Consider the following 25,509-nt stretch of genomic DNA (forward strand, 5'->3'; position numbering starts at 1 on the left):
CGCCGCTGCCGGCCCCCGCGCCGGATCTTGCCGCCGCCGCCGCCGCCGCCGCTGCCGCCGCGCCCTGCAGCCTGTTGGAAGGCAGCGCCGCCGATGGCCGGGCGCGTGTCGCCGGCGTGCTGCGCCGGGGCGGGGCCGCGGCGGTGCAGGGGGTCCTGGCCCAGCGCGGCGTGCCGGAAGCCGCCCAGGCGCTGGACCTGCACCCCTTCGAGGGCCCCTATTGCGGCGCGCTGGACACCATCCGCCAGGTCGCCGCCGGCCCGGGGGAGGCGCCCGGGGTTGCGCTGCTCGGCAGCATGCCGCTGCAGCGCGGCGAGTTGCTGCGGCTGGACGTGGCGATGCCCGGCCGCGCCGCCCAGCTCCAGGTCAGCTACCTGATGAAGTCGAACGAGATCGTCCACCTGGTGCCGTCCCGCCCGGAGGCCGCCGGGGCCCGCCTGCGCCTGGGCGAGCCCGGCCCGGGTTTCACGGGGTGGGAGGTGGACGAGCCCTTCGGCACCGACATGATCCTGGTCATCGCCTCCGATCGCCCGCTGTTCGCCCAGCCGCGCCCGGTGGTGGAGAATCTGGACGACTACCTGGCCGCCCTGGCTGCCGCCCTGCGCGAGGCCCGCCGGCAGGGGCACCAGGTCAGCGCCCGCGCCGTGGTGGTGGAGACGGTGGCGCGGCGCTGAACCGCGCCCCGGCCGCTTGGAGCATTTTCAGGCCTTGCGGCTTCGCAAGGCGACTCGGAAATTGCGTCGAAACAACAAGCTGGAGCCGTTTCACCGTCTTCGCTTGCGGTGGTACAGCCCTAGCCCGGCGGCAGCCCGTCCCGCAGCAGGGCGCGCAGCCGCTCCACCCCGGCCGCGTCCAGGCCGAGATGCGCGGCGGTGAAGAAGCGCGGGTCCGGGGTGTGCAGGAGGTAGGCCTGCGCCTCGTCGATCACCAACTCCTCGATCCCGGTGTCATAGCCCTCCCGCGCCAGGAAGTGGCGGATCGCGGCGCGATCGGCCTCCTCGAAGCGTTCCCGCCAGACCAGACGGACATGTGCGGCATAGGCACGGTCGGTGCCGAAGCGGCCATGGCTGATCTCGTGCTGCAGGATGGTGGCCCGGCCGGCCTCGTCCATCTCCGGCCCGGGCGCGGCCAGGGACAGCAGCACGATCTCCTGCCCCGCCGGCACCAGGCCACGGGCCAGGGTGTATTGCGCCCGCACCCATTCCTCCTCCGGCGCCAGGGCCTGGCCCTGCTGGTCGGCCAGGGCGAAGAACCGCGCCAGGCCCTCGCCGCGGTAGTTGTGGCCGAAATAGAAGGTGGCGGCCGTGTCGCCGCTCTGCGCGATCGCCGCTGCCATCTCCGCCGGCGCCAGCACCCGGTCGCGCGGCAGCCCGGCCTTTTCCAGCAGCGCCGCCACGCGGTTCAGCGCCGCGCCCTGCTGCGCCAGGCTGGGGAAATCCATCAGGAACACCGCCGGGCGCTCGGCCAGCCGGAACAGCGCCGGTGACGCCGCCCGATGGGCCCGGATGGCCGCTTCCGGCCAGAGCGGCGGCAGGCTGGCGAGGCGGGAGGCGGCGGGCGCAGGCTCGGGCGCAGGCGCGGGCCCCGGCAGTGGCACCGCCACCGCCACCGCCTGCGCCGTGGCAGGGGCAGGGGCAGGCAGCGCGGCCTGGCGCAGGGCCGGCAGGGCTGCCGCGGCCGGCGTTTCGCCCGGCCGCTCGGCGTGCCGCGTGGCGCGTTCCGGTGCGGGGCCCGGCCGCAGCAGCCACCAGCCGCCGAGCCCGGCCGCCGCGCCCAGCATGCCGATCACCAGCAGCCCCGGCCCGAGGCGACGGGGCCGGCGCGGCGCCGGCGGCAGGGGCCGGCCCCATTCGACCTGCGGCGGCGCCACCGCGCCGGGGCCACGGCGGATGGTGGGATCCTCCTCGGCCGGCATCAGCCCCGCGCCCCTGTGGCGGATCCCGCCGCCGCCGGCCGGGCCGGCCTCAGCTGTCGAGGTTGATCACCTGCACGCGGCGATTGCGCGGCTCGTTCACCCCATCCCCGGTCGGCACCAGCAGCCGGCTCTCCCCCAGCCCGACGACTTCGAGGCGGGTGCCGGAGACGCCGAAGCGCTCGGTCAGGAAGGCCCGCACCGCCGCGGCCCGGCGCTCCGACAGCGCCTGGTTCATCTCGGCATCGCCGGTCGAATCCGTGTGGCCTTCGATCCGGAAGCGGTAGGGCGCCAGTTCGGGCGAGGACAGGGCCCGGCCGAGCGGCGCCAGCCGTGCCTCCGCCTGCGGCGTCAGCACGGCGGAGCCCGAGGGGAAGGTGACGGTGATGGAAACCGCCGCCACGCCCTCCGGCGCCGTGGTGGTGGGCGGCGTGGTGGCGCTCTCGGCTGCCCGCGGCACGGCCGCGACGCGCGGCGGCGGGCTGGCCGGGCGGGTCGCCTCGGGCCGGGTCTCGGTCGGCGCTGCCGCCGGCAGGCGGATGCCGCGCGTCGCGCCCCCGGCCCGGGGCCGCAGTTGCTCGATCAGCGACAGGGCCGCCGGATCGGTCTGTGCCGCGGCCGGCGGCAGCCAGACCAGGGCGAGCGCCAGCGCGGCGCCGTGGCAGGCCAGGGGGAAGCGGGGCAGCGACATCGGACAGGGCTCCTCGGTTCGATTGGCCGCTGCCGGCAGTCCAAAGGGGGGACACCGTCAGCCGCCCAGATTGACGACCTGGACACGCCGATTGCGAGGTTCGGACGTTTCGTCCGGCGTCGCAACCAAAAGCTGCTGCTCGCCGAGGCCCAGCGCCTGCAATCGCTGTGAAGCCACGCCGTGCCGCTGCACCAGGAAGTCCCGCACGGCCGCGGCGCGCCGCTCGGACAGCTCCTGGTTCATTGCCGAGGGCCCGACCGTATCGGTATGGCCCTCGACACGAAACCGATAGCCGGACAGGCGGTCCGAGACCAGCGCCCTGCCGAGATTGTCCAGCACCTCGGTCGCCCGCGGCGAGAGGCTGGCGGAGCCGCTGGCGAAGGTCACGGTCAGCGACACCGCCGCGGCACCCGGCGGCGCCGTGGTCGCGGCGATGTCCGGCGCCACCGCGACGGGCGGCGGCGCCGGGACCACCGGGTTGGCCGTGGCCGGGCCGGGCGCGGGGGCCGGCGCGCCCGGCACGCGGATGCCCCGCCGCCCGCTGGTGGCGGGGTCCAGCCCCTCGATCAGGCTTTGCACGCCGGGCACGGCGCTCTGCGCCCAGCCGGGCTGCGGGGCGATCGGCAACAGCACGCCCAGAAGAATGGGCGCCAGGATGGTGCTTCGCATGGCAATCCTCCGTTCCTTCGTTGCAGCCAGCATAGCCGCACGCCCTGGTTGCGAACCACAACCCCCGCGTGCCTCTCGCGAACCCGGCCTCCCGGCCCTGCGGCCGGTCAGGCGATGCCCAGCGCCCGCCAGACCGGCCCGCGATGGGCCAGCAGCAGCCCCACCCGCTGCTCGAGGTCCTGCCGCAGCCCGTCCGGTGGCGGATCGCCCGCGGGCAGCAGCCGCTGCACCAGCGTGGCCGGCTGCGCCGGCACCCCTTCCGCCACCATGTGGGCCACCGCCAGTTCCATGGCGTCCACGCTCATCCCGCCGGCGAGGGCCGGGCTGGCCAGGGCCAGCCGCGCCGTGCCGACGCCATGCGCCGCCAGCCGTCGCGCCGCCACCGCGTTCAGCCGCCGTGCCGCCGCCTGCGCCGCCTCCCAATGCGGCCCGCTGCCCGGCCGCCGCCACAGCGGCATGGCGCTGCCGCTGCCGATCAGCAGCGCCAGCAACTCCGTCGGCGTCACGCTGCCGCAGCCGGGCAGGGCCAGCAGCGCGCCGATCTCCTGCGGCCCGGCCTCCAGCGCCGCCTGCACCGGCTGCATCACCGCCGGCGGCAGCCGCGCTTCGCCGGCCTGGCTGCGCAGGATCCGCCCGTCCGGCGCATGCGTGATCGCCGCCACGGGAATCGCGGCCACCGCCGCGTTGCGCGGCATCCGCCGCAGCCCGCGCACATAGATGTCGCGCCGGAAGGCGCGCGGCACGCAGAGGTCCAGCACCAGCTGCCGCGCCGTCTCGTCCGGCGCCGCGTGCCAGATTTCCTGCTGCGCCGGGTTCAGCGACATGGCCGGGAAGTTCTCGTCCAGCGAGGCGCTGCCGACGAAGTCGCAGCGGGCCGTCGCCATGGCCGCCTGGACATCGGCGAAGAAGCTGGGGCGCCAATGCTCGGTGATGAACTCATGCAGCAGGTAGCCGGCCCGCGCCTCCCCCAGCTCGCCCAGCAGCAGGCTGCGCCAGGTGGTGTCCGGCAGGTGGCGGGCCTCGGCGGCGACCAGCTTCTGCACCATCGCCCGCGCCGCGCCCAGGCCCTCCGCGGTGCTGCCACCGGCCTGCAGCGCGCCGCGCACCAGCCGCGACAGGCCCAGCGCGCCCCCCGCACCGGGCAGGGCATTGTAGGTGATCAGCACCACGCCGCCCGGCTTCAGCCGCCGCCGCAGCAGGCGCAGCACCCCCTCCCGCACCGGGTCCGCCACCCAGGACCACAGGCCATGCACCGTCACCAGGTCGAATTCCGGCAGCCGGTCCAGCGCGGCGTCGTCCAGCTCCGCCAGATCCGTCGCCTCGAAGCGGGCATTGCCCAGGCCGGCGGCGGCGGCGAAGGACCGTGCCTCCGCCACATGCGCCGGGTTGTAGTCCAGCCCCAGCACCTGGGCGTTGGGGTTGCCGGCGGCCAGCACATTGGCGGTGTAGCCGGAGCCGCAGCCGATCTCCGCGATCTGCATCGGCGTCTCCGGCCCCACCTCCCACGCCACGCCCATCAGGGCGCAGGCGGCGGCCAGATGCGCCGGGGACTGGAAGGCGTGCCAGGCGGCCGGGTAGGGCTCCGCCACCGGGTAGCCGCGCGACCAGCCGGACGGGGTGCTCATGCGCGGGCTCCTGCGAAGCGTCTCATGCGGGTCGGGCCCGGCCGGGCGGGGCCGGTTGCAGCAGGGCTTCCGCCGCCGGCGCCCGGCGCGGCCGCGGCGTGGTCAGCCAGCCGGTCCAGCCCAGCCGCGCCCCGCCGACGCCCAACCGAAGCGGCGGCACTTCCTCCGCCGCCAGCACCGGGTTCAGCGCGAAATCCTGTTCCAGGCCGACCTGCAGCCGGGTCAGCTCCACCAGCCGCCCATGCAGCGGCGCGCCGGGCAGCAGCGCCTCGAATTCGCGCAGCGTCAGCGGGCCGAGCCGCAGCAGGAAGCGCGCGCAGGGGTCCCAGGCCTGGGCGCCCAGCGCCGCATCCGTGCCCAGCCCGCAATTCACCCCCGGCCGGCCGCGCGCCGCCATGCGGGATTGCTCGCCCGGCGGCAGGCGGATCCAGCCGCCGGCGAATTCCACGATCTCCACCGGCGTGCCGGTTTCCTCGCTCAGCAGCCCGCGCAGCCGTTCGGCGCTGCGCGACCGGCTGGCCAGCGCGCCGGCATGGAACAGCAGCGCCGGCAGCGGCGTCGCCAGCCGCGCCACCAGATGCGGCGTGCCCAGCCCGCTGGCTGCCGCCAGCACGCGCTCCGCCGGCACCGGGTCGCGCGCCGGCCGATATTTGGCGCCGGCCTTCACGAACAACCCGGTGAAGCGCCGCGCCAGCATGTCCAGGAACTGGTGCAGCGCGGTGGACCGCTTGCGCGCTTCCGCCCCCACCTGCGCCGTGTAGTGACGCGGCAGCACGCCGCCAGGGCCGATCAGGCCGAAGGTGGGCGTCACCACCTCCCGGGTCGCCGGATTGGCGCTGGCGACTTCGCCGGCCGGCGCGCCCAGCCTTGCCTGGGTGCGGAAGCGCAGATCCAGCGGGTCGCCGCCCATCACCGCCGCCGCCTGGTCCAGGCTGAAGCGCGCCGGCGCCTGCCGCAGCAGGTCGCGCGGGGAGGGCGGGGGCCTGGCCGTCACAGCAGCACCCGCGTGCCGCTGCGCGCCGGCCAGGCCGCCACCTGGCCGCTGCGCCCGCGCAGCGTGACGCGTGAGCGCACGAAGCCATTGACGGACACCTGCAGCGCCAGGAAGCGCTCCAGCACCCCGGCCAGCAGGAACAGCCCGCCGGCGGTCCAGGCCTGCGGCTCGAAGGTCAGCGTCACCTCCAGCCCGCGCGCGAAGCTGCCCGGCCGCAGCCCGGGCAGCCGGGCGATGCCCGGCGTGGCGTTCACGGAAACCAGCCCTTCCAGCGCCAGCCGCGTCTCCGCCGTGTCCCGCAGGTCGTGCAGCCGCAGCATCTCGCGCAGCGCCAGCGCCGCCTCCGGCCCGCCGGTGACGCCGAGGTGGTTCAGCGCCAGGTGCGACACCAATCGCCAGCCGCTGCGCTCCCGCAGCTGCGGCCGCAGCGTCGGCGTCGGCGGCGAGAGGCATTCCGCCGCCGCCGCCGGCGTCGCCGGGTCGGCAATGCGCAGCCGCGGCTGCCCGCCGCCGAAGGGTAGGAGGGAGGGCAGGTCGCGGTTGCAGCACAGCGCATCCACCCCCAGCACGCCGTCGCCGGGCAACGCCGGATCGAATTGCGGGTCGCGCAGCATCAGCCTTGTCTCGCTGCCGCCCAGGATGCCCGGCGCGGCGCGGCGCGCGGCGATCCAGCTCATGCCCTGGGCGGCTTCCTCCACCCCCGCTTCCGGCCGCAGCCGGTGGAAGGGCGGCACCCGCTTCGGCCGCGGATCCTCCGCCCGGCTGAGGCGCACCGTCTCCACCCCATAGACTTCCAGCGCCGCCGGCCGCCTGGCATCCGGCACCACCAGCCAATCCGCCTGGGTGCCATCCAGGGCGATCGGCTCGCAGATCTGGCGGAACAGGTTCACCGCCGGCGTGCAGCCCAGCGCGAAATTCTCCGCCCCGACCGCCCGCTCCAGCTCCGGCACGGCGCGGGAGAGATAGACGAAGATCTCCATCCGCGGGCTGCGCTGCACCAGGCTGCGGCGGTCCAGGCCCTCCAGGTCCAGGTAGAGGAACTTCTCCGGGAAGGCGAAATACTCGGTCAGCAGCCGATGGCCGGTGAAGGCGCGCGGCGGCCAGGGCAGGGCGGCTTCCTCCGGCGCGAAGCCGCCCTGGCGCAGCGCCTCCCGCCCCAGGATCACCGGAAGCGGATCGGCCGGGCCATCGGCCAGCGCGATGGACAGCGTGGCGGTGCAGAGCAGTTCCAGCAGCTGCACCGGCACCGGCCCGGCACCGCGCAGATGCAGCCGCAGCCGGTCCAGCCCCAGCTCCGCCAGGTTGAGCCCCGGCAGGGTGGTGGCGAGGCCCAGCCGCAGCACGGCGACCGCGCCCTGCGCCTGGGGGTTGGCCGGCGCCGGCAGCGGCAGGCCGACCAGCCGGGCGCTTTCCACCTGCAGCGGCCACAGCGTGGTGTCCTGGCAGGTGCGGTAGCCCAGCACCTCGCCGCGCACCGCCTCCGTCTCCACCCGCGTGCCGCGCGGCACCAGGGCGGGGCCGGCGGCTTCCGGCTTCGGCGTCAGGCGGATGGTGGTCAGCGAGGGCACCGGCGCCAGCAGATGCGGGCAGAGCAGTTCCAGCAGCGCATCCGTCAGCTCCGGCAGCTCGTCGTCCAGCCGGTGCTGCACCCGCGCGGCGAGGAAGGCGACGCCTTCCAGCAGGCGTTCCACATGCGGGTCGTCCACCGCATCCGGCGTCATCCGCAGCCGCCCGGCGACCTTCGGGTTGGCCTCGGCGAATTCGCCCGCCAGCCGGCGGATCGCCGCCAGTTCCCGGTTGTAATAGGGAAGCAGGTCGTCCGACATCCGCGCCCCTAGCCCTCGCGCACGGTGACATCGCGGGAGACGGGCTCCAGCAGCGTCTCGAAGCTCACCGGCTCCGGCACCGGATCGGCGCGCAGCACCGCGTCCACCTTCAGGTGCAGCGCCCGGCTGAGGTCGTCATCGCCGCCCACCAGCTCCACCCGCACCGACATCAGCCGCGGCTCGAAGCGGCGGATCGTCGCCTCCACCTCCCGCGCCAGGGCCTGGCGGCGCGCCGGTACGGCATAGGCGCCGGAGGTTGCATCCGGGATCCCGTAATTGAGCGGGGAGACCACCAGCTCCTCCAGCGCCGCCGGCACCGGGCGGCGGCGGCGGCGGGCGTTCAGCACCGCCTCCAGGTCGCGGCGCACCGCCGCGCGCAGCTTCTCCAGCGCCATGGCGATACTGGGCGGCGGCGGTTCCGGCGCATCCGGGTCGGCATCCAGCAGCCGGTCCAGCAGCGGGATGCGCGCCCGCTGCGCCGGCCCGCGCGGGTTGCGCGCACCGCTCATTCGAAGACCAGGCTGGTCACACTGGCGATCGCCAGCGCGTCGTCGCCGGCCAGCAGCAGGCGCTGGCCGCGGCCGCGCACCGGCCCGTCCTCCGGGTGCGTCCATTCCGTGGCGCGGCCGAGCCGCAACTGCGCATCGGCTTCCTGCGCCGCGCCGGGGTAGAGCGCGGGCATGAACACCACGCCCTCCGTCCCGTCCTTCAGCTCGATCGCGCAGCGCCGCCAGAACAGGTCGCGCGGGCGGCGCGGCGGGTCGAAGGTCAGGGACCGCACCCGCTCCACCGGCACCAGCAGGTGGTCGCCGGCGGTGGTCAGCACCTCGAACTCCGCGGCGAACAAATCGTCCGCGTCGCGCAGATCGTCAAACGGCGTGTCGTCGGCCGTGCCGGGCGCGCGCGGGCGCAGCGCCTCGATCGCCTCCGCCGCCGCCTGCGCCGCCTCCAGCTCCCCGGCGCGCAGCAGCACGCGGGCGCGCAGCGCGGCCTGCTGCGCCGGCGTCGCGTCGTCGCCCTGGTATTTCGGCGCCCGGCCTTCGCCCAGCACCTGGCCGCGCACCACCTCCGCCCGCAGCAGCTTGCGGAATTCCAGCACCGCCGGGTTGGGCTCGCGCAGCGCGGCCGCGTCCAGCATCCGGTCCGCGCGCTCCGCCTCCCCGGCGTAGAGCATCAGTTCGGCCAGCAGCCAGCGGGCATCGGAATCGGCCGGCGCGGCCTTCACCGCGGCGGTGGCGGCGGCGAGCGCCCCGGGCAGGTCCCCGGCGTGGAAGGCTTCCCCTGCGGTGGTCATGCGTGCGCATCCCTGGCGTTGGCCGTGATGATAGGGCAGCGTTGCCGCCCGAATGTTTCGCGCGGCTTCATGCCGCCGCGCCGCGTTGGATCCATGCTGTCGCTGCGCAGCGTGTTCATGCCGCCGCTCCGCGGACCAGTCATGCCGCCGCTCCGCGGCGGGGCGCGAATTCCGTCACCAGCCGGAACGCCGCCCCCACCTCGTCCAGCTGGTGGTGCGGCTTCAGGTGGACGGTGCAGCCATAGACGCCCGGCTTGCCGCGCCGCTCCCGCACCTCGACCTTCGCATCCATCAGCGGAAACTTCGCCGTCACCTCCGCGCCGCCCGAGCCCAGACCGCTGACGAAGCGGTCCAGCCAGCGTTGCAGCTCATATTCCACCTCCGGCGCCTCCCGCGCCGAGCCCACCATGTCCCGGCCCATCAGCTTGATGCAATGCGCGAAGCGGCTGACGCAGAGCAGCGTGTTGATCTGGGTGGACAGGCGCTGGTTCGCCTCCGCCACCGCGCTGTTCATGCGCGGCGGACGGTGCAGCGCCGGCAGCGCGCCGAAGCTCGCCTCTGCCAACCCCTCCAGCGCCGAAAGCGGCACCAGCCTGGCATCGCTGATCTGCCGTTCCTGCTCATCGGTCAGCGCCAGGTCCAGCGGCGCGCGCGGTGGCGGGCCGGGCGGGTCGGCGGCGAAGCGCTCGAAGGGCAGATGGTCCAGGACGCCGCCCACCGCCTCCTCCTGCGGCTCCGCGCCGCGCACCTCGCCCGGCCAGGCATAGCGGTCGAAGGCGCGGATCGCGGCGGCGGCCAGGCCATACACCGGCGTGGTCCAGACCCGCTGCGCCACGCCCGGCGCATGGCTGCGATAGCGGAAACGGTCCACCCGGCTGCCATCATCCGGCCAGGGCGCGCGCCCCAGCACGCGCGGCAGCGCCACGCAGAGGAAGCGCATATCCTCCTGCGCCGCAGCGTTGCGCCAGCGCGCATGCTCGGGCCCGGACAGCGCACTGGCCAGGTCGAAGGCCGGCGCCGCATCGGCGAAGGCATCCAGCCCCACCAGGGCGGGGGAGGCGGCGAGCACCAGCGGCGCGAAGGCCGCCGCCGCCACGCCCGCCAGCGCCGTCAGCGCGCCGACATCATCGGTAGGATGGCCCGGCGCGGGCATGTGCCGCACCTCGTAATCCGCCGCGATCATCCCGAAGGGCTCGCCGCCGGCGGTGCCGAACTCCTCCTCGTAGATCTTGCGGAAGACCTGGCTCTGGTCGAATTCCACCGCGCGTTCCAGGTCGCGGCACAGCTCCGCCCAACGGGCGGACAGCAGCTTCACCCGCACCCGCCCGCCGGTCGGCGGCAGGCGGTCCACCAGCCAGGCGAGCCCCCGCCAGGATCCTTCCAGCCGGGAAAGCCGGGGCGCCGCCAGCACCGCGTCCAGCTGCGCCGAGAGCATCGCATCCAGCGCCGCCACATCCCGGTCCAGCGCCCCGCGCAGAGCCTCCACCGGGTCCGGGTCGCGCGCGAAGCCGGCCAGCCGTGCCTCGCCGAACCAGCCCAGCAGCAGCCGGGCCGGCGCCGCCTCCGCGACCAGCGCGGCGAGCGGCGCGGCCGCGGCATCCCGGCCGAGGAAGCGCCCGGCCAGCACCGCGTCGCGCAACGGCGTGGCCGGGTCCATGCTTCAGGTCAGGATTTCTGCGGAATCCGCGCGACCATGCGCATGGAGGTGGTCAGCTCCTCCATCTGCAGCCAGGGTCGCAGATGCGCCACGGCGTTGTAGACGCCGGGCTTGCCCGGCACCTCCTTCACCTCGATCTGCGCCTCGCGCAGCGGATACTTGGCCCGCGCCTCCTGGCCCGCGCCCTCCATCGGGTTGACGAAATTCTGGATCCAGCGATTCAGCCAGACCTCGCAATCCGACGCCTCCATGAAGGAGCCGATCTTGTCGCGCGCCATCACCTTCAGGTAATGCGCGAAGCGGCTGGTCGCCATCATGTAGGGCAGGCGGGCCGAAATCGCGGCATTCGCCGTCGCTTCCGGCCGGTCGTACTTCTTCGGCTTCTGCGCCGACTGGCTGCCGAAGAACACCGCGTAGTCGGTGTTCTTGTAGTGGCACAGCGGCAGGAAGCCGAGGCCGGAGAGCTCCGCCTCACGCCGGTCGGTGATGCCGATCTCGGTCGGGCATTTGGCATCCGCATCGCCATCGTCGGAGATGAAGGTGTGGTTCGGCAGGTTGGCAACCTTGCCGCCGCCCTCGGCGCCGCGGATCGCGGTGCAGAAGCCGTATTGCGCGAAGGCGTCCGTCAGCCGCGCCGCCTTCACATAGGCCGCGTTCATCCAGCAATAGTCGTGGTGGCCCTGCGCCTGCGCGGTGCCATCGGCGTTGCGCGGCGCCTCCTCATAGGCGAACTCCTCGATCGGCTTGGTCGCCGCGCCATAGGGCAGGCGGGCGATCACCCGCGGCATCACCAGCGCCACGAAGCGCGCATCCTCCGTCTCCCGGAAGGAGCGCCACTTGGCGTATTCCTGCGTCTCGAAGATCTTCGCGAGATCGCGCGGCTTCGACAATTCGCGCCAATCCTCGAAGCCGAACATGCCGGCGCCGACGCCGGAGATGAAGGGCGCGAAGGCGCCGGCCGCGACGTTGGAGATCAGCCGCAGCGTCTCCACGTCGTCCGGATGCGCGGTCCACTCATAGTCGCCGACCAGCGCGCCATAGGGCTCGCCGCCGGGCGTGCCGAACTCGTTCTCGTAGATCTTCTTGAACAGGCCGGACTGGTCGAACTCGACGGCCCGCTGCAGGTCCCGCGACAGGTCGCGCTTGCTGGCCTGCAGCATGCGGATCTTCAGGCTGGTGCCGGTCTCGCTGTTCATCACCAGATAGTTCAGCCCGCGCCAGGAGCCTTCGAGCTTGGTGAAGCGCGGATGGTGCATCACCTGGTTGAGCTGCTCGCTCACCTTGGCGTCGATCGCGGCGATGGCGCGGTCGAAGGTCTGGGTCAGGTTGCGGCTGAAGGTCACGGTGCCCTTCAGCGCTTCCTCGGTCAGCGCCTTGATCAGCTCCTGCGCGCGGTCGCGCTCGGTCTGCTTGGTGGCGCCGATCACCTGGTCCAGCAGGCCGAGGCCGGCTTCTTCGGTGGTGGTCGTGGCGCCGCCCGGTTGTGACTGCGTCCCGCTCATGGCTCAGCCCTCCTTCTTGTCGAGGCCGAGTTCGGCGGAGAGTGCGTCGAGCTTGGACTTGTCGTTCAGCACCTGCTCCAGCAGGGATTCCAGTTCGTCGGAGCGATCCACCTTGCTCATCAGGTCGCGCAGCTTGGCGCGGGTTTCCAGCAGCGCCTTCAGCGCCGGCACCTGCTCCGCCACGCGGGCCGGCTCGAAATCCTCCATCGACTTGAACTTCAGGTTCACCGCCATCTGGCTGCCATCGCCGGCCAGGGTGTTGTCCACCTTCAGGTTCAGCCCGGGCGCGATGCGCGCCATCACGTCGTTGAAGTTGTCGCGGTCGATCTGGACGAACTTGCGCTCGGCCAGCGGCTTCAGCGGTTCTGCCGGGTCGCCGGCATAATCGCCCATCACGCCGACCACGAAGGGCAGCTCCCGCACGATGGCGGCGCCCTCGGTCTCGACCTCGTAGGTGATGTGGACGCGCGGCTTGCGCACGCGCGCCAGCTTGTCATGGACGCTTGTCATGGCGCTTCGCGATTCCTCATTCTGTCAGAAACGGGGTTGAGAACCTTGTTGTCGCTACGAAATCGTACCGACCGCTGCCGTCGCCTTGGCGGCAGTGAACGCTTTGCATGCCCGCCGCGTCAACCGTTCCGGGTGCCGCCGCGGCCTCGGGCGAGGGCCGCCGGTGCCGCGCCCTCATTCCGGTGTCACCGGCCGGATGCCCAGCCTGGCCAGCAGCCCGTGCCGCGCCTCCTCATCCGGCAGCACTTCCGCCAGCAGCTCCGCCAGCGACATCCTGCCGCGCCGCACGGCCTCCTCCAGCGTATAGGCCAGGGGCGAATGCGGTTCGGTGCGGCGGAAGAACTCGGCGATGCGCCCCAGCTCGCGCAGCGCATCCTCCCGCGTCGTGATCACTGCGGGCCCGCCGGGCGAGGCCGCCGGCAGGGGCTGGCCCGGCGGGCCGGGCGGGGGCGCGGGCTGGCCGGGCGCGGCGGCGGGCGTGGCCGCCGGCGCGGCGGCGGGGCCGGCCAGCCGGTCCGTCACCTCGAGGATCCGCTCCAGCAGCCGGCTGACATTGCGCGTGGAGGGCGCCTCCGCGCCGAAGCGCGCCTCCGTGGCCTGTTCCATCGCCGCCCAGGCTTCCTGCGCCGCGCGCACCGCGCGCACCACATCCACCAGATGCGCGTGGTCGAGCCGCGCCTCGGCCACCAGCGTGGCGAGTTCCGGGATTCCGGCGGCGCGCCGCGCCGCCAGCCTTTCCTCGTTGACGATCGATTCCGTCGCCTCCGCCTGGTCCCACTGGTACAGGCCGAGCGGGGAGCCATCGGTGCGGCGGAACAGCGGCCAGCGCCGCAGGGTCTGCATCACCGTGCCGTCGGCCCCGGCGCCGGCCAGGCCGCTGATCGGCGCGGCGCGGCCATCCAGCCCGTCCTCGTCCGGCAGCGGGAAGCCGGTCTCCCAGTAGCCTTCGCAGAGGCCGGTGATGAGCCTGGCGCCTGCGGCCAGCCCATCGAAGCCGGCCTGCCGGACCAGCGCATCGGTCAGCCAGGCGCCGATCTGGAAATCCTTGCTGCGCCGCATCAGCGCTTCCTGGCCGATGCGCATCACCTCGCGCCAGGCTTCCGCCGGTGCCGCTTCCGTCGTGCGGCCGCCTTCACCCTCGCCCTCGCCCAGGCTGTCCAGCGCGCGTTCGCGCGCCCGGGCGGTGCCCCAGGCGTCGCGCAGCCGCTGGTAGGGGGAGCTGGGCGAGAAATCCTCGCGCAGATCCGTGCCCGCCCCGCCTTCGCCCGCATCCAGCGGCGCCAGCAGCGCCTCCAGGTCGATCGGATCCTCGGCCACCCCGGCATCCCCCTTGTGTCGCGCCAACCCGCCCTGCCACCCGGCGCAACCGCCCTCGGGCACGCCGGGCCGGCTGCGCGCCGCGCATTCTGCCGCAGCTTCAAGGGGTCGCGATACCTCCCCGTTGGCCACATGAAATGCGGCGAAACCTGGCGAAACACGCGCCCGCGCCACGGCTGCCATTGTGGACACCGCTGCAGTCGACGGTTAGCCTCCGCCCGCGAAACGGACCGGCGGCCATACCGCCGGCGACAGTCCCAAGGAGCGACGCGTCAGATGGTGGCTGTGGACCTCAAGTCCGTTGTCGGTCGGTTGAGCGACCTCTGCCGCAGGCAGGTGGAAGCCGCCGCCGGGCTGACGCTCTCGCGCAGCCACTACAACGTCGAGATCGAGCATGTGCTGCTGAAGCTGGTGGAGGCCGGTGGCAGCGACATCGCCCATATCCTGCGCAAGCTGGAGGTCGATGCCGGCAAGGTGGCGGCGGAGCTGACGCGTGCGCTGGACCGGCTGCGCACCGGCAATGCCCGCGCCCCCGCGCTGTCCCCCGACATCGTCGCCTGGCTGCGGGAAGCCTGGCTGATCGCCTCGCTGGAGGCCAATGCGTCGCGCATTCGCAGTGGCCATCTGCTGGCCGCCCTGCTGGCGGATGACGCGCTGGCACGCACGCTGCGCGACAGTTCCGCGACGCTGGCCGCCGTGCCCGCCGATCGCGTGCGCCGCAACCTGGCGGAGCTTTCCGCCGGCAGCGACGAGGCGAGCCAGGCGGAAGCCACCGCCGCCGCCCCCGGGGCCGCGCCGGCCGCCGCCGGCGCGCCGCGCGGCGACGGGCCGCTCGAACAATTCTGCACCGATCTGACAGCGCAGGCCAAGGCCGGCAAGATCGACCCGATCCTCGGCCGCGATGCGGAAATCCGCCAGATGGTGGATATCCTGACGCGCCGCCGCCAGAACAACCCGATCCTCACCGGCGAACCGGGCGTGGGCAAGACCGCGGTGGTGGAAGGCCTGGCGCTGCGCATCGCGCAGGGCGACGTGCCCGCGGCGCTGCGCAACGTGAAGCTGATGTCGCTCGATCTCGGCCTGCTGCAGGCCGGCGCCGGCGTGAAGGGCGAATTCGAGAACCGTCTCAAAGGTGTCATCGACACGGTGAAGGCCTCGCCGACGCCGATCGTCATGTTCATCGACGAGGCGCACACGCTGATCGGCGCCGGCGGCCAGGCCGGGCAGAACGATGCCGCCAATCTGCTGAAGCCGGCACTCGCCCGCGGCGAATTGCGCTGCGTCGCCGCCACCACCTGGGCCGAGTACAAGAAGTATTTCGAGAAGGACGCCGCCCTGACCCGCCGCTTCCAGGTGGTGAAGGTGGAGGAGCCGAGCGAGCCGCTGGCCATGGCCATGCTGCGCGGCCTGGTGGCGACGCTGGAAAAGCATCACGGCGTCCGCATCCTGGACGAGGCGATCACCGATGCGGTGAAGCTCTCCGCGCGGTTCATCCCCTCCCGCCAATTGCCCGACAAGGGCGTCTCGCTGCTGGACACCGCCTGCGCGCGCGTCTCGATGAGCCAGGCTTCGATCCCGGCGCCGATCGAGGACCGCACGCGGCGCCTCGAGATGATCGCGACCGAGCTCGGCGCGGTCGGCCGGGAAAGCGCCACGGGCAGCGACCACGCCGCCCGCATCGCGGCGCTCGAAGCCGAGCGCCTTAAGGCCGAGGCGGAACTCGCCGATTTGAACACGCGCTGGGCGGCGGAGAAGGCGCTGGTCGCCCGCCTCCGCGACCTGCGCCTGCAGGCGGAGACCGCCGCGCTCGGCCTGACGCCGGAAGCGCCGGCCGTCGACACGGCGCAGGTCAAGCAGGATTTGGCGGCGGCGATGCGGGAGCTGAAGGCGCTGCAGGGCGAGACGCCGCTGGTGCATCCGGTGGTGGACGGCCAGGCGGTGGCGGAGGTTGTCGCGACCTGGACCGGCATCCCGGTCGGCCGCATGGTCTCCGACGAGATCAAGACGGTGCTGAACCTGCAGCAGAAGCTGATGGAGCGCGTCGTCGGCCAGGATCATGCGCTGGATGCCATCGCCCAGGCGATCCGCACCAGCCGCGCCGGCCTGACCGATCCGCGCAAGCCGATCGGCGTCTTCCTGATGGCCGGCACCTCCGGCGTCGGCAAGACGGAAACCGCACTCGCCGTGGCGGACCTGCTGTATGGCGGGGAGCAGAACCTCACCGTCATCAACATGAGCGAGTTCAAGGAGGAGCATAAGGTCTCGCTCCTCATGGGCTCGCCGCCCGGCTATGTCGGCTATGGCGAGGGCGGCGTGCTGACCGAAGCCGTACGCCGCCGGCCCTATTCCGTGGTGCTGCTCGATGAGATGGAGAAGGCCCATCCCGGCGTGCAGGACGTGTTCTACCAGGTCTTCGACAAGGGCCAGATGAAGGACGGGGAGGGGCGGGACATCGATTTCCGCAACTGCGTCATCATCATGACCAGCAATGCCGGCACCGACACCATCGCCAAGCTCTGCGCCGACCCGGACACCGCGCCGGACCCGGAGCCTCTGCGGGAGGCGCTGCAGCCGGACCTGCTGAAGGTCTTCAAGCCCGCCTTCCTCGGCCGCTGCAACGTGGTGATCTACTACCCGCTGGCGGATGAGATCCTGAAGCGCATCTGCGTGCTGAAGCTGCGCAGCATCGGCCGGCGGATGCAGGAAAGCTACGGCGTGCCGTTGCAGTTCGACGATGCGGTGCCGGAGACCATCGTCTCCCGCTGCAAGGAGGTCGAATCCGGCGCGCGCAACATCGACAACATCCTGAGCCGCACCCTGCTGCCGCAGCTTTCCGCCGGCATCCTGGAACGGCTGGCCCAGGGTGAGACGATCAGCCGGGTGCAGGTCGGCATCGATGATGCCGGCGGCTTCCGGTACGACCTCGGCTGAAGGGCCCCGCGGCCGAGGCGGCGCGATCAGGGGACGGTTGGCACAGCAGGAACAAGGGACCGGACGATGGCGATCTTCATCAAGTATGGCGCGCTGAACGGCGAAGCCACGGCGACGGGCTACGAGAAGTGGATGGAAGTGCAATCCCTGCAATGGGGCGTGGGACGCGGCATCTCCTCCGGCGTCGGCGGCGGCTCCAAGCGCGAGGCCTCCGCGCCGAGCGTCTCCGAGATCGTCGTGACCAAGACCATGGACGCGATCAGCCCGCTGCTGCTCAAGGAAGCCATCGGCGGTGACGCGAAGGAGATCAAGATCGACTTCACGCAGACGGACGCCAGCGGAAAGCACATCGCCTACCAGAAGTACATCCTGACCAACACGCTGATCAGCGGCTACTCGATCAGCACCGGCGGCGACCGTCCTGCCGAATCCATCTCGCTGAACTTCACGAAGTTCGACAGCGAGTACCTGAAGGTGGACGACAAGTTCAAGTCGACCACGACCGGCCACGTGATCTACGACATCGCCTCGGCGAAGTCCTCCTGACCCCGCGGCCCTTTGCGGGCCGGCCCGGGCCCCGTGCATCGCACGGGGCCTTTTTCGTGCCCGCCGGGCCGCCGTGCCAGCCGGGCCCGAGCCATCCGCGCGTCAGCGCGGCAGCACGGCCAGCGGGAAGCTGCGCAACTCGCGGCTGGCGCTGCGGAACACCGCATCCTGCTGGTGGCGCTTTTCCGCCGCCAGCTGCGGCACCCGCCGCATCACCCACTCACCCAGCGCCAGCGCGCTGACCCGGCCTTCGGCATCCGCGGCCGCCCGGCCCCCCAGCGCCTCCAGCACCGCATGGGCGAAGACGCCGTTGCGGTCGTTGTAGCTGTCCAGCGCCTCCTGCACCGAGGTGCTGGCCGCCAGCAGGAAGCGCCCCGTCTCGTTGCCCAGCGCCGAAAGCTGGTCCACCGTCAGCTGGCCGGCATGGCAGGTGTCCAGCAGCAGCAGCCCGTCCCGCGCGCGGATCCGCGCCAGCGCCGCGACCAGCACCGAATCCTCGATGCCCTGCCGCCGCAGCGCGGGCCAGTTGCTGGTGTCCACCGCATCATGCGGCAGGAACAGGAAGCGCTGGTCGGGCTCCGTCCGCACGCCATGGCCGCCCAGATACAGCACGAAGGTGTCCTCCGGCCGCGTCGTGCGGGCCAGGCTGGCCAGCGCTTCCAGGATCCCGGCGCGGCTGGCCGCCGCATCGCGCAGCAGGGTCACCTGCACCGCGCGGAACAGGCCGCCGGCGCGGGCCCGCAGCGTGCCGGCGATCGCCTCCGCATCCGGCACCGCGAAGGCCAGGTTCAGCGCCGGGTTGGCGTAGCGGTTGATGCCGATGGCCAGCACCACCAGCCGCCCCGGCTGCGCCGCCGCCATGCCGGAGCGGCGCAGATCCAGCACCGGCCCTTCGGCGAACAGCGCGCGATCCTCGGCATAGAGCCGCGTGGCGATGCGGTTGTGCCCGGGGTCCAGCGGCACCTCCGCCTCCATCGCGCCGCCGCTGGCGTCCTGGCGCAGCGCGATACGGTCGTTCACCAGCACGTCGAGCGGCCCGAGCCCGAGGCCGCGATCCGTCGCGGTCAGGCGCAGGCGCAGCGCCGTGGCGCCTTCCGGCAGCCTCGCCTCGGTGGCCAGCGGCAGGCAGGCCTCCGCCACCACGGCGCAGGCCCCACCCGCGGCAAGCTGCGGCAGGCGGCCGACCCGGGCGCGCAATTCGCCCAGCTGCGCCAGCCTGGCGCGGGCCGGCGCGCCATCGCCGGCGAGGCGCGCGCGCACCGCGGCCGGCGCATACAGCGCGCGATAGGCCTGCTGGAAGCTGGCCCATTCCGGCGTCTGCGCCCGGCCGCCATTCAGATGCAGGCCGACCAGTTCCTGCCCGCCATTGGGCGCATGGTCGAACAGGCCTTCCGGGGTCCACAGCACCCAGCGCCGCGTCGCGGCGTGGATGAACAGCGCCGCCTGTTCCTCGATCTGCCCGCCGGCGATGCGCCACCAGCGCAGCGTGCCGTCGCCCAGCGCGCCCACCGCCATCTCCCCGGCCAGGGCCAGGCCCCAGACCGTGCCGGGCACCGCCAGGCTGGCGAGCGGCCTGCCCTGTGCGTCGAACAGGCGCAGATGGTTGTCGGTGCCCAGCACCAGCCCGGCATCGCCCGGCAGCAGCGCCAGGCTGCGGGCGAATTCGCCGGCGCCGAGCGCCAGCGGCGTGCGGCCCAGCCGCGGCCGGTTGGCGTTCTGCCAATCCGTCACCACCAGCCGCCCGGTGGTGCGCGCCGCGGCGAAGCCGGTGTCGCCCTCCGCCGCGCCCAGCGTGCCGGCCAGCGCGTCGAAGACCAGCGGCGGTCCCCCGGCGCGCAGCGCGATGCGCAGCCGCGTGCCGTCGGCGGAAACGCCAAGCCCGGCGCCGGTGGCGCGGAAATCCGCCCCGGGCGGCCGCGGGGCGATGGCCAGCGAGCCGTCCGGCGCCAGCATCCCCCAGCCCGGCTCCGCCGAGGCGAAGGCCAGCCCGCCCTGCGGCAGCGCCAGCAGATGCGCGATGGCGTCGCGTGCCACCGGCAGGTCCGCGAAGCCGCCCAGCCCGTAATCGGCCCAGCGGCGGATGACGAAATCGGCCCGCGCGGCGCCGGGCGTGGCCAGCCCGCGCGCCGCGGCGGCCCGCCTTGCATAGCCCGCGGCATGCAACTGCACGCCGCCGCGCCCGTCCCGCGCCCAGGTGACGGCCGGCAGGCCCTCGCCGGCCAGGCCGGCGACATCCGGGCGGAAGACGCTGCGAAGGTCGGGCGCGGCCAGCACCTCCACCAGCAGCCGGTCCTCGTAGCCCACGGCGAGCAGCCCGCCATCCTGCGACCAGGCCAAGCCAAAGGGCCGCCCGCCGGCCACCGGCGCGCGGTCCGCCAGGCGCCGGCCGGCGGGGTCATACAGCCGCACCCGCCCATCGGCGGCCGTCGCCGCCAGCATCCCGCCCCCCGGCGCGTCACCGCCCGCGCCGGCCGGCATGCCACCGCCCGCGCCTGCCGGCGCGAACGCCACCATCCGCGCCGGCCCGGCGAAATCCTTGTCCTCCCACAGCGGCGCGCCGGTGGCCGCGTTCCACACCCGCACCCCGGCGCGGCCGCCCAGGGCCGCCGCCAGCCGCGTTCCATCGGCCGAGACCGCGAGATGCTGCACCGGCGCCGGCAGCCCGGGCAGCCGTGCCAGCATCCGCCCGCCACCTGCCTCCGGCACGCCGGCGCCGGCAAAGCCGGTGTCGAACAGGTAGATGGCAAAGGCACGGTCCCAGGCGGCGCCGGTCCAGCCGGCGACGAAGGCGCGGCGGCCATCCGGCGTCAGCGCCACCGCATACAGCTCGCCCTCCGCCTCCGTCGCGATGGGGGGGCGCAGCACGCCGCGCAGCCTGCCCTCCGGCAGGTCCCACAGGCGCAGCGTCTTGTCGTCCGAGACACTGGCCAGCAGCCGGCCGCTGGCATCGGTGGCCAGCCGGCTGACCGGCGCGGTATGTGCCGCCGCCTCCACCCGCAGGAAGGGCTGCTGCGGCGGGTCCTGCGCGCGCGCCGCGCCGGCCTGCGCCAGCAGCAGCAGCAGCAGCAGCCATTGCCGCGCGGCGCGGCGCATCAGCTGGCCATCTCGAAGCCCTGTCCCTGCGTCAGCCGCTCCGCCGTGCCGATGCTGGCCGCGAAATCGTCGCGTCGGGCGATGTTGCTGGCGGCCAGAGAGCGCACATCGCCCGGCTGTTCCACCGCGGCCGGCGGCAGCGCGCGGGCCTCGGGGAAGGCGCTGGCGGGCGCGTAGCCGCGCAGGCCGCCGGCGGTCTGCACCCGCGCATAGCCGTTGCGTGCCGGGCGCAGCGTCACGTCCTCGCGCGGCGCCAGCGACACCACCTCGGGCGCATCGGCCTCCGGGCGCAGGCGCAGCTTCACCGGCCCGCGCGCCGCCGCCGCCACAGCCGGGGCGGGCTGCGCCGCTGCCTGGTTCGCGCCGGGCGCCACCGTCTCGATCGCCGTATCGAACTCCGCGCCGCGGCGCAGGATCCGGCCATTGATGGTCTGGGCCAGCTGGATGTCGCGCTGCGTGCTGGCGCGCAGGCTGGCCATGGCCGCTTCGGCCTGCGGCCGCGCCACGCGGCCGTCGCGGAGGTCCGCGCGGATGCGCGCCGCCTGGCCCAGGCGGCATTCCATCAGCTGGTCGAAGGCGCGCTGCGTGCGGTCCATCTGCGCATTCTCCGCCGCCAGGTCGCCGGCGATGGCGCCGTCCAGCGTCGCCTGGTCCGCCGCCTGCTGCCGCCGCGCGGCGAGGTAGCCGGCCGTGCCGCCGGCCAGGCCGCCGCCCACCGCGCCGATCGCCGCGCCGGTGGCGATGCCGCTGCCGCGCTGGCCGGTGGCCGCGGCGAACAGCGCGCCCAGCGCGGCGCCGCCGGCCGCGCCCATCGCGGCGCCGCGCAGGATGTCCTCGGCGAAGAAATCGCCGGTGCTGTCGAGGGCGACGAGCTGCGCGCGGCAGGCATCGCCGTCATCCTCGCCGATCCGCGCCGCCCGCGTCGTGACGCAGCCGGCCAGCAGCAGCAGCGCCATCAGCCCCGCCATCGGGCGTCGCCAGGCTGGCCGGCGCGTCGGGACGAAGGGCGTTGCGGCGGTCGGGCTGCGTGGCATCGACGTCGTTCCGGAGGGGGGCTGGCCGGCACAGCCTAACAGCGGCGCCTGCACGCGGCCACTTCCCAGGGCGGCGGAAGGGCGCAACACTGTTGCGCGTCGTTGCGCCGGGTGCCGTGCTTGCTTCCGTCCGGGCGGAAGCGTGGCTATCCTTCACGCTGAGCAGAGGGTCCCGCACCTGCACCGGGTAACCCAGGGAGGGCTTGGCGGGCATGCAGCCTCCGCGACTTCTGGGTATCAAGAGCCACCTCCGCGACGGCGCGCTTCTCGTCGTCAAGCTGAGCGTGACGGAGACGCTCGGCCTGCCCTATACGATCGAGGCCGAGGTGCTGGGCGCGGATCCGGACCTGCTGCCCAAGGACATGCTGACCAAGGACATCACCATCACCCTGGTGCAGCGCGGGCCATCGCCGCTGGAGCGTCATTTCCACGGTTCGGTCGCCGAATTCGCGCGGCTGGGGCCGGGGCCCGGCGGGCGCATGGCCTATCGCCTGGTGGCGGTGCCGCATCTGTGGCGGCTCGGACTGCGCCGAAACTGCCGGATCTTCCAGGACAAGACGGTGCAGCAGGTGGTCAAGGCGGTGCTGGAGGATCACGGCCTGCCGGATCCGAACTGGAGCATGCTGCCGGGCTTCGAGCCGATGCCCTACTGCACCCAGTTCAACGAGACCGATCTGCAGTTCGTCTCCCGCCTGCTGGAGGAGCACGGCCTCACCTACTACTTCACCCACACGGCCAGCGGGCATGAGATGGGCGTGGCCTACAGCGCCCAGGGCTTCCCGCAATACGTCGTCGACTCGATGGTGGCGGAACATGGCGCGCCGCAGCTGGACCATCTGGGCAGCTGGCGCCGCTTCAACCGCCAGCGCAGCGCCATCGCCCGGCTGCACGACATGGACACGGAACGCTCCCGCCCGTCCGAGTTGCAGCAGGCCACGCGGCTGACGCGGACCTATGTGGAGGAGCCGCGCATGAACGATGCAGGCGAGGTCTTCCACTGGCCCGGCGGCATGTCCCCGCGCCCGGGCAATGAATCCGGCGAGGTGCTGATGGGCGCGCTGGAAGCGCAGTCCGAGGAATACGCCGCCGAGTGCCTCGACCCCCGCTTCACCCCCGGCGTGCGCCTGTTCGTCGGCGTGCGGCGGGAGGATGGCTCGCTCAACAACCGGCAATACCTGGTCACCGGCACGCGGCACGAGGCGCAGGACACCACCGGCACCAGCAGCGGCGCCGGCGGCACGGAGCATTATGCGGGCATGCTGCGGCTGGCCTTCACCGGCCGCGTCTGGATGCCGCCGCCGCGCCACATGCGCCCGGTGATGCCGGGGATGCATTCGGCCAAGGTGATGGGCCCGAAGGGGGAGAAGATCCACCTCGACGAGTTCGGCCGCGTGAAGCTGCGCTTCCGCTGGGACCGATGGTCGGAGGAGGACGACACCGCCTCGATCTGGGTGCGGGTGATGCAGACGGCGGCCGGCGCCTGGGGCGGCACCTGGTTCCCGCCGCGCGTCGGCGACGAGGTGCTGGTGGCCTTCCTCGATGGCGACCCGGACCGGCCGATCGTCATCGGCTCGGTCTATGGCAAGGACAGCCCGCCGCCCTTCAAGCCCGGCACCAACAAGGCGCAATCGGGCATCCTGACGCGCAGCTACAAGTCGGACAGCGCGGCGGATGCCAACATGCTGCGCTTCGAGGACAAGAAGGGCAGCGAGGATATCACGCTGCACGCGCAGAAGGACCTGACGGTCGAGGTGGAGCACGACGAGACGCGCACCATCGGCCACGACCAGACGGAGGTGGTGCAGAATGCGCGCACGGTGACGGTGAAGGATGCCGACGACACGCTGACGCTGGAGAAGGGCAGCCGCGTCGAGGCGATCAAGCTCGGTGACGATTCGCTGACGATCAACGCCGGCAACCGTGACACGACCCTGAAGATGGGCAATGACTCGCTGGCGCTCGACATGGGCAACCGCGAGACGGTGCTGAAGATGGGCAATGACAGCACCAATCTGAAGCTCGGCAACCTGACGATCAAATGCGACCTCGGCGCCATCACGCTGGAGGCGATGCAGTCCATCACGCTGAAGGTCGGACAATCCTCGCTGGTGGTGGACCAGACGGGGATCACGCTGAAGGGGATGCTCATCAGCAGCGAGGCGCAGCTGCTGCACAAGACCAAGGGCCTGATGGTGCAGGAGAAGGCGGACACGCTGCTCCAGTCCGAAGGCCTGCTGGTGATGATCAACTGACATGGCCGAGACCCTTCCCAAGCTGGCCTCGCCGCTGGTGCCCCTGCTGCCGAGGCTGGAGCTTGACCCGCCGGCCGCCTCCGCCATCGCCGGCGCGCAGACCGCGGCCGAGGGCATCGCGAAGCTGGAGGCCGCCGGCCTGCGCAACGAGGCGGCGCGCCTCGCCGCCCATGCCCTGCCGAAGCGGGAGGCGGTGTGGTGGGGCTGCATGTGCGCCCGCGCCATCCCCGACCCTGGCCTGCCGCCGGCGGATGCGGAGGCGCTGCTGGCCGCGGAGGCCTGGGTGCGCCGCCCCGGCGACGACGCGCTGCGCCGCGCGGCGATGGAGGCGGCGCAGCGCACCGGCTTCCGCACGCCGGAAGCCTGGGCCGCGGTCGGCGCCTTCTGGTCCGGCGGCAGCATGGCGCCGCTCGGCCAGCCGGCGGTGCCGCCGCCCGAGCACCTGACCGGGGTTGCTGTCAGCGGCGGCGTGGTGCTGGCCGCCGTGCGGCTGCGCCCGGAACGCGCGCAGGACCGGCTGGCCCGCTTCCTGGCCGCGGCGCGCGACATCGCGGCGGGCGGCGCCGGGCGCCTGCCGCCGGAGGAGGGTTGACATGGCCGGACCGCCCGCATCCCGCATCACTGACATGCATCTCTGCCCGATGGTGACCCCGGGCGTGCCGCCCATCCCGCATGTCGGCGGGCCGGTGCTCACCGGCTCGCCCAACGTACTGACGGGCAAGCTGCCGCAGGCGCGCATCAGCGACATGTGCCTGTGCGTCGGCCCGCCGGATGTGATCGTGAAGGGCAGCATGACGGTCCTGGTGAACAAGCTTCCCGCGGCGCGCATCGGCGACATGTGCGGCCATGGCGGGGTGCTGGTGATGGGCTTCCCCACCGTGCTGATCGGCGGCTGAGCCATGGCGGAGATCATGCTCTCCGTCCTGCGCTGCCCGGATGCGGTGGCGCCGGGCCAGCATCGCGCGGCGGGCGGCGAGGTCAGCCTGGGCCGCGGGGCGGAATGCGACTGGCCGCTGGCGGACCCGGAACGGGTGCTGTCGAAGAAGCACTGCGTGCTGGAATTCTTCGCCGGCGGCTGGCAGGTGCGCGACCTGTCCACCAACGGCACCTTCCTGAACCACGCCACCACGCCGATCGGCCGCGACCAGGTGCGGCCGCTGCAGGATGGCGACCGGCTGCGGCTTGGCGCCTATGAGATCGAGGTGCGCCTCGCCGAGGGCGCCGGCCAGGGCGCGCCCTCGGCGCCGGGCTGGGGCGCGGCGCCCGGCGGTTTCGGCCAGGGCGCCGCCGCCGGCGACCCCTTCTCCGGCCATTCCTACGCCAGTTCGCCCTTCGCCAGCCCGGCACCCTCCCAGGGCTTCGGCAACGCGCCGCTGCCCGGCTTCGGTGCGCCCGCCACGCCGGCCGGCGGTGGCTTCGGCGGCGGGCTGCCGGAGGATTTCGACCCCTTCGGCCCCGACACCCCGCCGATGCCGGACCAGGCGCCCTCCACCGCCGAAGCCTTCATGGTGCCGCCCAGCCTCCCAGGCTCGCGGCCGGTCATCCCGGACGACTGGGACCTCGACCTGACGCCGAAGCCGCCGCGGCCCGCGCCGGTGGCGCCGCCGCAACCGGCCCCGCGCGCCGCCTCGCCCGCGCCACCGCCGGCCTCGGCCG

The 25,509-nt window shown here is 73.4% G+C and carries 22 protein-coding genes; 7 read left to right on the forward strand and 15 right to left on the reverse strand.

Going from position 1 to position 25,509, the window contains the following annotated elements:
- Window positions 1-674: DUF4384 domain-containing protein (locus HEQ75_RS24775; protein ID WP_168034811.1), on the forward strand; the 674-nt coding region annotated here is incomplete at its 5' end.
- 119 nt (window positions 675-793) lie between these two features.
- Here HEQ75_RS24775 and HEQ75_RS24780 read toward each other — a convergent pair.
- The 13 genes from HEQ75_RS24780 to tssA all read right to left on the reverse strand — a co-directional run bounded on the left by HEQ75_RS24780 (window position 794) and on the right by tssA (window position 13,997).
- Window positions 794-1,915: a hypothetical protein gene (locus HEQ75_RS24780; RefSeq protein WP_168034812.1), complete on the reverse strand. Its 1,122-nt coding sequence runs from the start codon at window positions 1,913-1,915 to the stop codon at window positions 794-796.
- A gap of 49 nt (window positions 1,916-1,964) precedes the next feature.
- The gene (locus HEQ75_RS24785) at window positions 1,965-2,603 is read right to left on the reverse strand and encodes an OmpA family protein (protein ID WP_168034813.1); all 639 of its coding nucleotides are present in this window, start codon (window positions 2,601-2,603) and stop codon (window positions 1,965-1,967) included.
- Window positions 2,604-2,660: 57 nt separating this feature from the next.
- Window positions 2,661-3,272, reverse strand: coding sequence for an OmpA family protein (locus HEQ75_RS24790; RefSeq protein WP_168034814.1), 612 nt, complete (start codon window positions 3,270-3,272; stop codon window positions 2,661-2,663).
- Between the two features lie 107 nt (window positions 3,273-3,379).
- Window positions 3,380-4,897, reverse strand: coding sequence for a class I SAM-dependent methyltransferase (locus tag HEQ75_RS24795; RefSeq protein WP_168034815.1), 1,518 nt, complete (start codon window positions 4,895-4,897; stop codon window positions 3,380-3,382).
- A 22-nt stretch (window positions 4,898-4,919) separates the two neighbouring features.
- Window positions 4,920-5,891 carry a type VI secretion system baseplate subunit TssG gene (gene tssG / locus HEQ75_RS24800; RefSeq protein WP_168034816.1) on the reverse strand — a complete coding sequence of 324 codons (972 nt, stop codon included), beginning with the start codon at window positions 5,889-5,891 and terminating at the stop codon, window positions 4,920-4,922.
- Window positions 5,888-7,717, reverse strand: a complete 1,830-nt coding sequence (tssF, locus tag HEQ75_RS24805; protein ID WP_168034817.1) for a type VI secretion system baseplate subunit TssF — start codon at window positions 7,715-7,717, stop codon at window positions 5,888-5,890. Before tssF ends, tssG begins: the two co-directional genes overlap by 4 nt.
- A gap of 8 nt (window positions 7,718-7,725) precedes the next feature.
- Window positions 7,726-8,226 (reverse strand): type VI secretion system baseplate subunit TssE, encoded by a 501-nt coding sequence (tssE, locus tag HEQ75_RS24810; RefSeq protein ID WP_168034818.1) that lies wholly within the window; start codon window positions 8,224-8,226, stop codon window positions 7,726-7,728.
- Window positions 8,223-9,011: a type VI secretion system accessory protein TagJ gene (locus HEQ75_RS24815; protein WP_168034819.1), complete on the reverse strand. Its 789-nt coding sequence runs from the start codon at window positions 9,009-9,011 to the stop codon at window positions 8,223-8,225. The genes tssE and HEQ75_RS24815 overlap by 4 nt, the downstream gene beginning before the upstream one ends.
- Window positions 9,008-9,130 carry a hypothetical protein gene (locus HEQ75_RS28925; protein ID WP_268887812.1) on the reverse strand — a complete coding sequence of 41 codons (123 nt, stop codon included), beginning with the start codon at window positions 9,128-9,130 and terminating at the stop codon, window positions 9,008-9,010. The genes HEQ75_RS24815 and HEQ75_RS28925 overlap by 4 nt, the downstream gene beginning before the upstream one ends.
- 20 nt (window positions 9,131-9,150) lie before the next feature.
- Window positions 9,151-10,668: a type VI secretion system contractile sheath large subunit gene (gene tssC, locus HEQ75_RS24820; RefSeq protein ID WP_168034820.1), complete on the reverse strand. Its 1,518-nt coding sequence runs from the start codon at window positions 10,666-10,668 to the stop codon at window positions 9,151-9,153.
- Between the two features lie 8 nt (window positions 10,669-10,676).
- Window positions 10,677-12,170, reverse strand: coding sequence for a type VI secretion system contractile sheath large subunit (gene tssC / locus HEQ75_RS24825; protein ID WP_168034821.1), 1,494 nt, complete (start codon window positions 12,168-12,170; stop codon window positions 10,677-10,679).
- 3 nt (window positions 12,171-12,173) lie between these two features.
- Window positions 12,174-12,680, reverse strand: coding sequence for a type VI secretion system contractile sheath small subunit (tssB, locus tag HEQ75_RS24830; RefSeq protein ID WP_168034822.1), 507 nt, complete (start codon window positions 12,678-12,680; stop codon window positions 12,174-12,176).
- Window positions 12,681-12,854: 174 nt separating this feature from the next.
- Window positions 12,855-13,997 (reverse strand): type VI secretion system protein TssA, encoded by a 1,143-nt coding sequence (gene tssA / locus HEQ75_RS24835; RefSeq protein ID WP_168034823.1) that lies wholly within the window; start codon window positions 13,995-13,997, stop codon window positions 12,855-12,857.
- A gap of 276 nt (window positions 13,998-14,273) precedes the next feature.
- Between tssA and tssH the strand changes: the two genes are divergently transcribed.
- Window positions 14,274-16,928 (forward strand): type VI secretion system ATPase TssH, encoded by a 2,655-nt coding sequence (gene tssH, locus HEQ75_RS24840; RefSeq protein ID WP_168034824.1) that lies wholly within the window; start codon window positions 14,274-14,276, stop codon window positions 16,926-16,928.
- 66 nt (window positions 16,929-16,994) lie between these two features.
- Window positions 16,995-17,474 carry an Hcp family type VI secretion system effector gene (locus HEQ75_RS24845; protein WP_168034825.1) on the forward strand — a complete coding sequence of 160 codons (480 nt, stop codon included), beginning with the start codon at window positions 16,995-16,997 and terminating at the stop codon, window positions 17,472-17,474.
- A 102-nt stretch (window positions 17,475-17,576) separates the two neighbouring features.
- Here HEQ75_RS24845 and HEQ75_RS24850 read toward each other — a convergent pair whose 3' ends face one another.
- Window positions 17,577-20,567, reverse strand: a complete 2,991-nt coding sequence (locus tag HEQ75_RS24850; RefSeq protein ID WP_168034826.1) for a caspase family protein — start codon at window positions 20,565-20,567, stop codon at window positions 17,577-17,579.
- Window positions 20,567-21,601 carry a hypothetical protein gene (locus HEQ75_RS24855; RefSeq protein ID WP_168034827.1) on the reverse strand — a complete coding sequence of 345 codons (1,035 nt, stop codon included), beginning with the start codon at window positions 21,599-21,601 and terminating at the stop codon, window positions 20,567-20,569. The genes HEQ75_RS24850 and HEQ75_RS24855 overlap by 1 nt, the downstream gene beginning before the upstream one ends.
- 212 nt (window positions 21,602-21,813) lie before the next feature.
- On the opposite strand from HEQ75_RS24855, the gene HEQ75_RS24860 reads away from it, so the two are divergent.
- From HEQ75_RS24860 to HEQ75_RS24875, 4 genes are all read left to right on the forward strand, one after another.
- Window positions 21,814-23,853: a type VI secretion system Vgr family protein gene (locus tag HEQ75_RS24860; RefSeq protein ID WP_168034828.1), complete on the forward strand. Its 2,040-nt coding sequence runs from the start codon at window positions 21,814-21,816 to the stop codon at window positions 23,851-23,853.
- Between the two features lies 1 nt (window position 23,854).
- Window positions 23,855-24,445 (forward strand): DUF6931 family protein, encoded by a 591-nt coding sequence (locus tag HEQ75_RS24865; RefSeq protein WP_168034829.1) that lies wholly within the window; start codon window positions 23,855-23,857, stop codon window positions 24,443-24,445.
- A 1-nt stretch (window position 24,446) separates the two neighbouring features.
- Window positions 24,447-24,749, forward strand: a complete 303-nt coding sequence (locus tag HEQ75_RS24870) for a PAAR domain-containing protein (protein ID WP_168034830.1) — start codon at window positions 24,447-24,449, stop codon at window positions 24,747-24,749.
- Window positions 24,750-24,752: 3 nt separating this feature from the next.
- A partial coding sequence (locus tag HEQ75_RS24875) for a type VI secretion system-associated FHA domain protein (protein WP_168034831.1) occupies window positions 24,753-25,509 on the forward strand: 757 nt, incomplete at its 3' end.

The organism is Falsiroseomonas selenitidurans, assembly GCF_012103215.1.
In the GTDB taxonomy this organism is placed as follows: domain Bacteria; phylum Pseudomonadota; class Alphaproteobacteria; order Acetobacterales; family Acetobacteraceae; genus Falsiroseomonas; species Falsiroseomonas selenitidurans.

What these genes read in the sequence shown, in the direction of transcription:
- HEQ75_RS24780 (WP_168034812.1), bottom strand. Translation starts at nt 1,915, where the DNA reads ATGCCGGCCGAGGAGGATCCCACCATCCGCCGTGGCCCCGGCGCGGTG.
- HEQ75_RS24785 (WP_168034813.1), bottom strand. Translation starts at nt 2,603, where the DNA reads ATGTCGCTGCCCCGCTTCCCCCTGGCCTGCCACGGCGCCGCGCTGGCG.
- HEQ75_RS24790 (WP_168034814.1), bottom strand. Translation starts at nt 3,272, where the DNA reads ATGCGAAGCACCATCCTGGCGCCCATTCTTCTGGGCGTGCTGTTGCCG.
- HEQ75_RS24795 (WP_168034815.1), bottom strand. Translation starts at nt 4,897, where the DNA reads ATGAGCACCCCGTCCGGCTGGTCGCGCGGCTACCCGGTGGCGGAGCCC.
- tssF (WP_168034817.1), bottom strand. Translation starts at nt 7,717, where the DNA reads ATGTCGGACGACCTGCTTCCCTATTACAACCGGGAACTGGCGGCGATC.
- tssE (WP_168034818.1), bottom strand. Translation starts at nt 8,226, where the DNA reads ATGAGCGGTGCGCGCAACCCGCGCGGGCCGGCGCAGCGGGCGCGCATC.
- HEQ75_RS24815 (WP_168034819.1), bottom strand. Translation starts at nt 9,011, where the DNA reads ATGACCACCGCAGGGGAAGCCTTCCACGCCGGGGACCTGCCCGGGGCG.
- HEQ75_RS28925 (WP_268887812.1), bottom strand. Translation starts at nt 9,130, where the DNA reads ATGAACACGCTGCGCAGCGACAGCATGGATCCAACGCGGCGCGGCGGC.
- tssC (WP_168034820.1), bottom strand. Translation starts at nt 10,668, where the DNA reads ATGGACCCGGCCACGCCGTTGCGCGACGCGGTGCTGGCCGGGCGCTTC.
- tssC (WP_168034821.1), bottom strand. Translation starts at nt 12,170, where the DNA reads ATGAGCGGGACGCAGTCACAACCGGGCGGCGCCACGACCACCACCGAA.
- tssB (WP_168034822.1), bottom strand. Translation starts at nt 12,680, where the DNA reads ATGACAAGCGTCCATGACAAGCTGGCGCGCGTGCGCAAGCCGCGCGTC.
- tssH (WP_168034824.1), top strand. Translation starts at nt 14,274, where the DNA reads ATGGTGGCTGTGGACCTCAAGTCCGTTGTCGGTCGGTTGAGCGACCTC.
- HEQ75_RS24845 (WP_168034825.1), top strand. Translation starts at nt 16,995, where the DNA reads ATGGCGATCTTCATCAAGTATGGCGCGCTGAACGGCGAAGCCACGGCG.
- HEQ75_RS24850 (WP_168034826.1), bottom strand. Translation starts at nt 20,567, where the DNA reads ATGCGCCGCGCCGCGCGGCAATGGCTGCTGCTGCTGCTGCTGCTGGCG.
- HEQ75_RS24855 (WP_168034827.1), bottom strand. Translation starts at nt 21,601, where the DNA reads ATGCCACGCAGCCCGACCGCCGCAACGCCCTTCGTCCCGACGCGCCGG.
- HEQ75_RS24860 (WP_168034828.1), top strand. Translation starts at nt 21,814, where the DNA reads ATGCAGCCTCCGCGACTTCTGGGTATCAAGAGCCACCTCCGCGACGGC.
- HEQ75_RS24865 (WP_168034829.1), top strand. Translation starts at nt 23,855, where the DNA reads ATGGCCGAGACCCTTCCCAAGCTGGCCTCGCCGCTGGTGCCCCTGCTG.
- HEQ75_RS24870 (WP_168034830.1), top strand. Translation starts at nt 24,447, where the DNA reads ATGGCCGGACCGCCCGCATCCCGCATCACTGACATGCATCTCTGCCCG.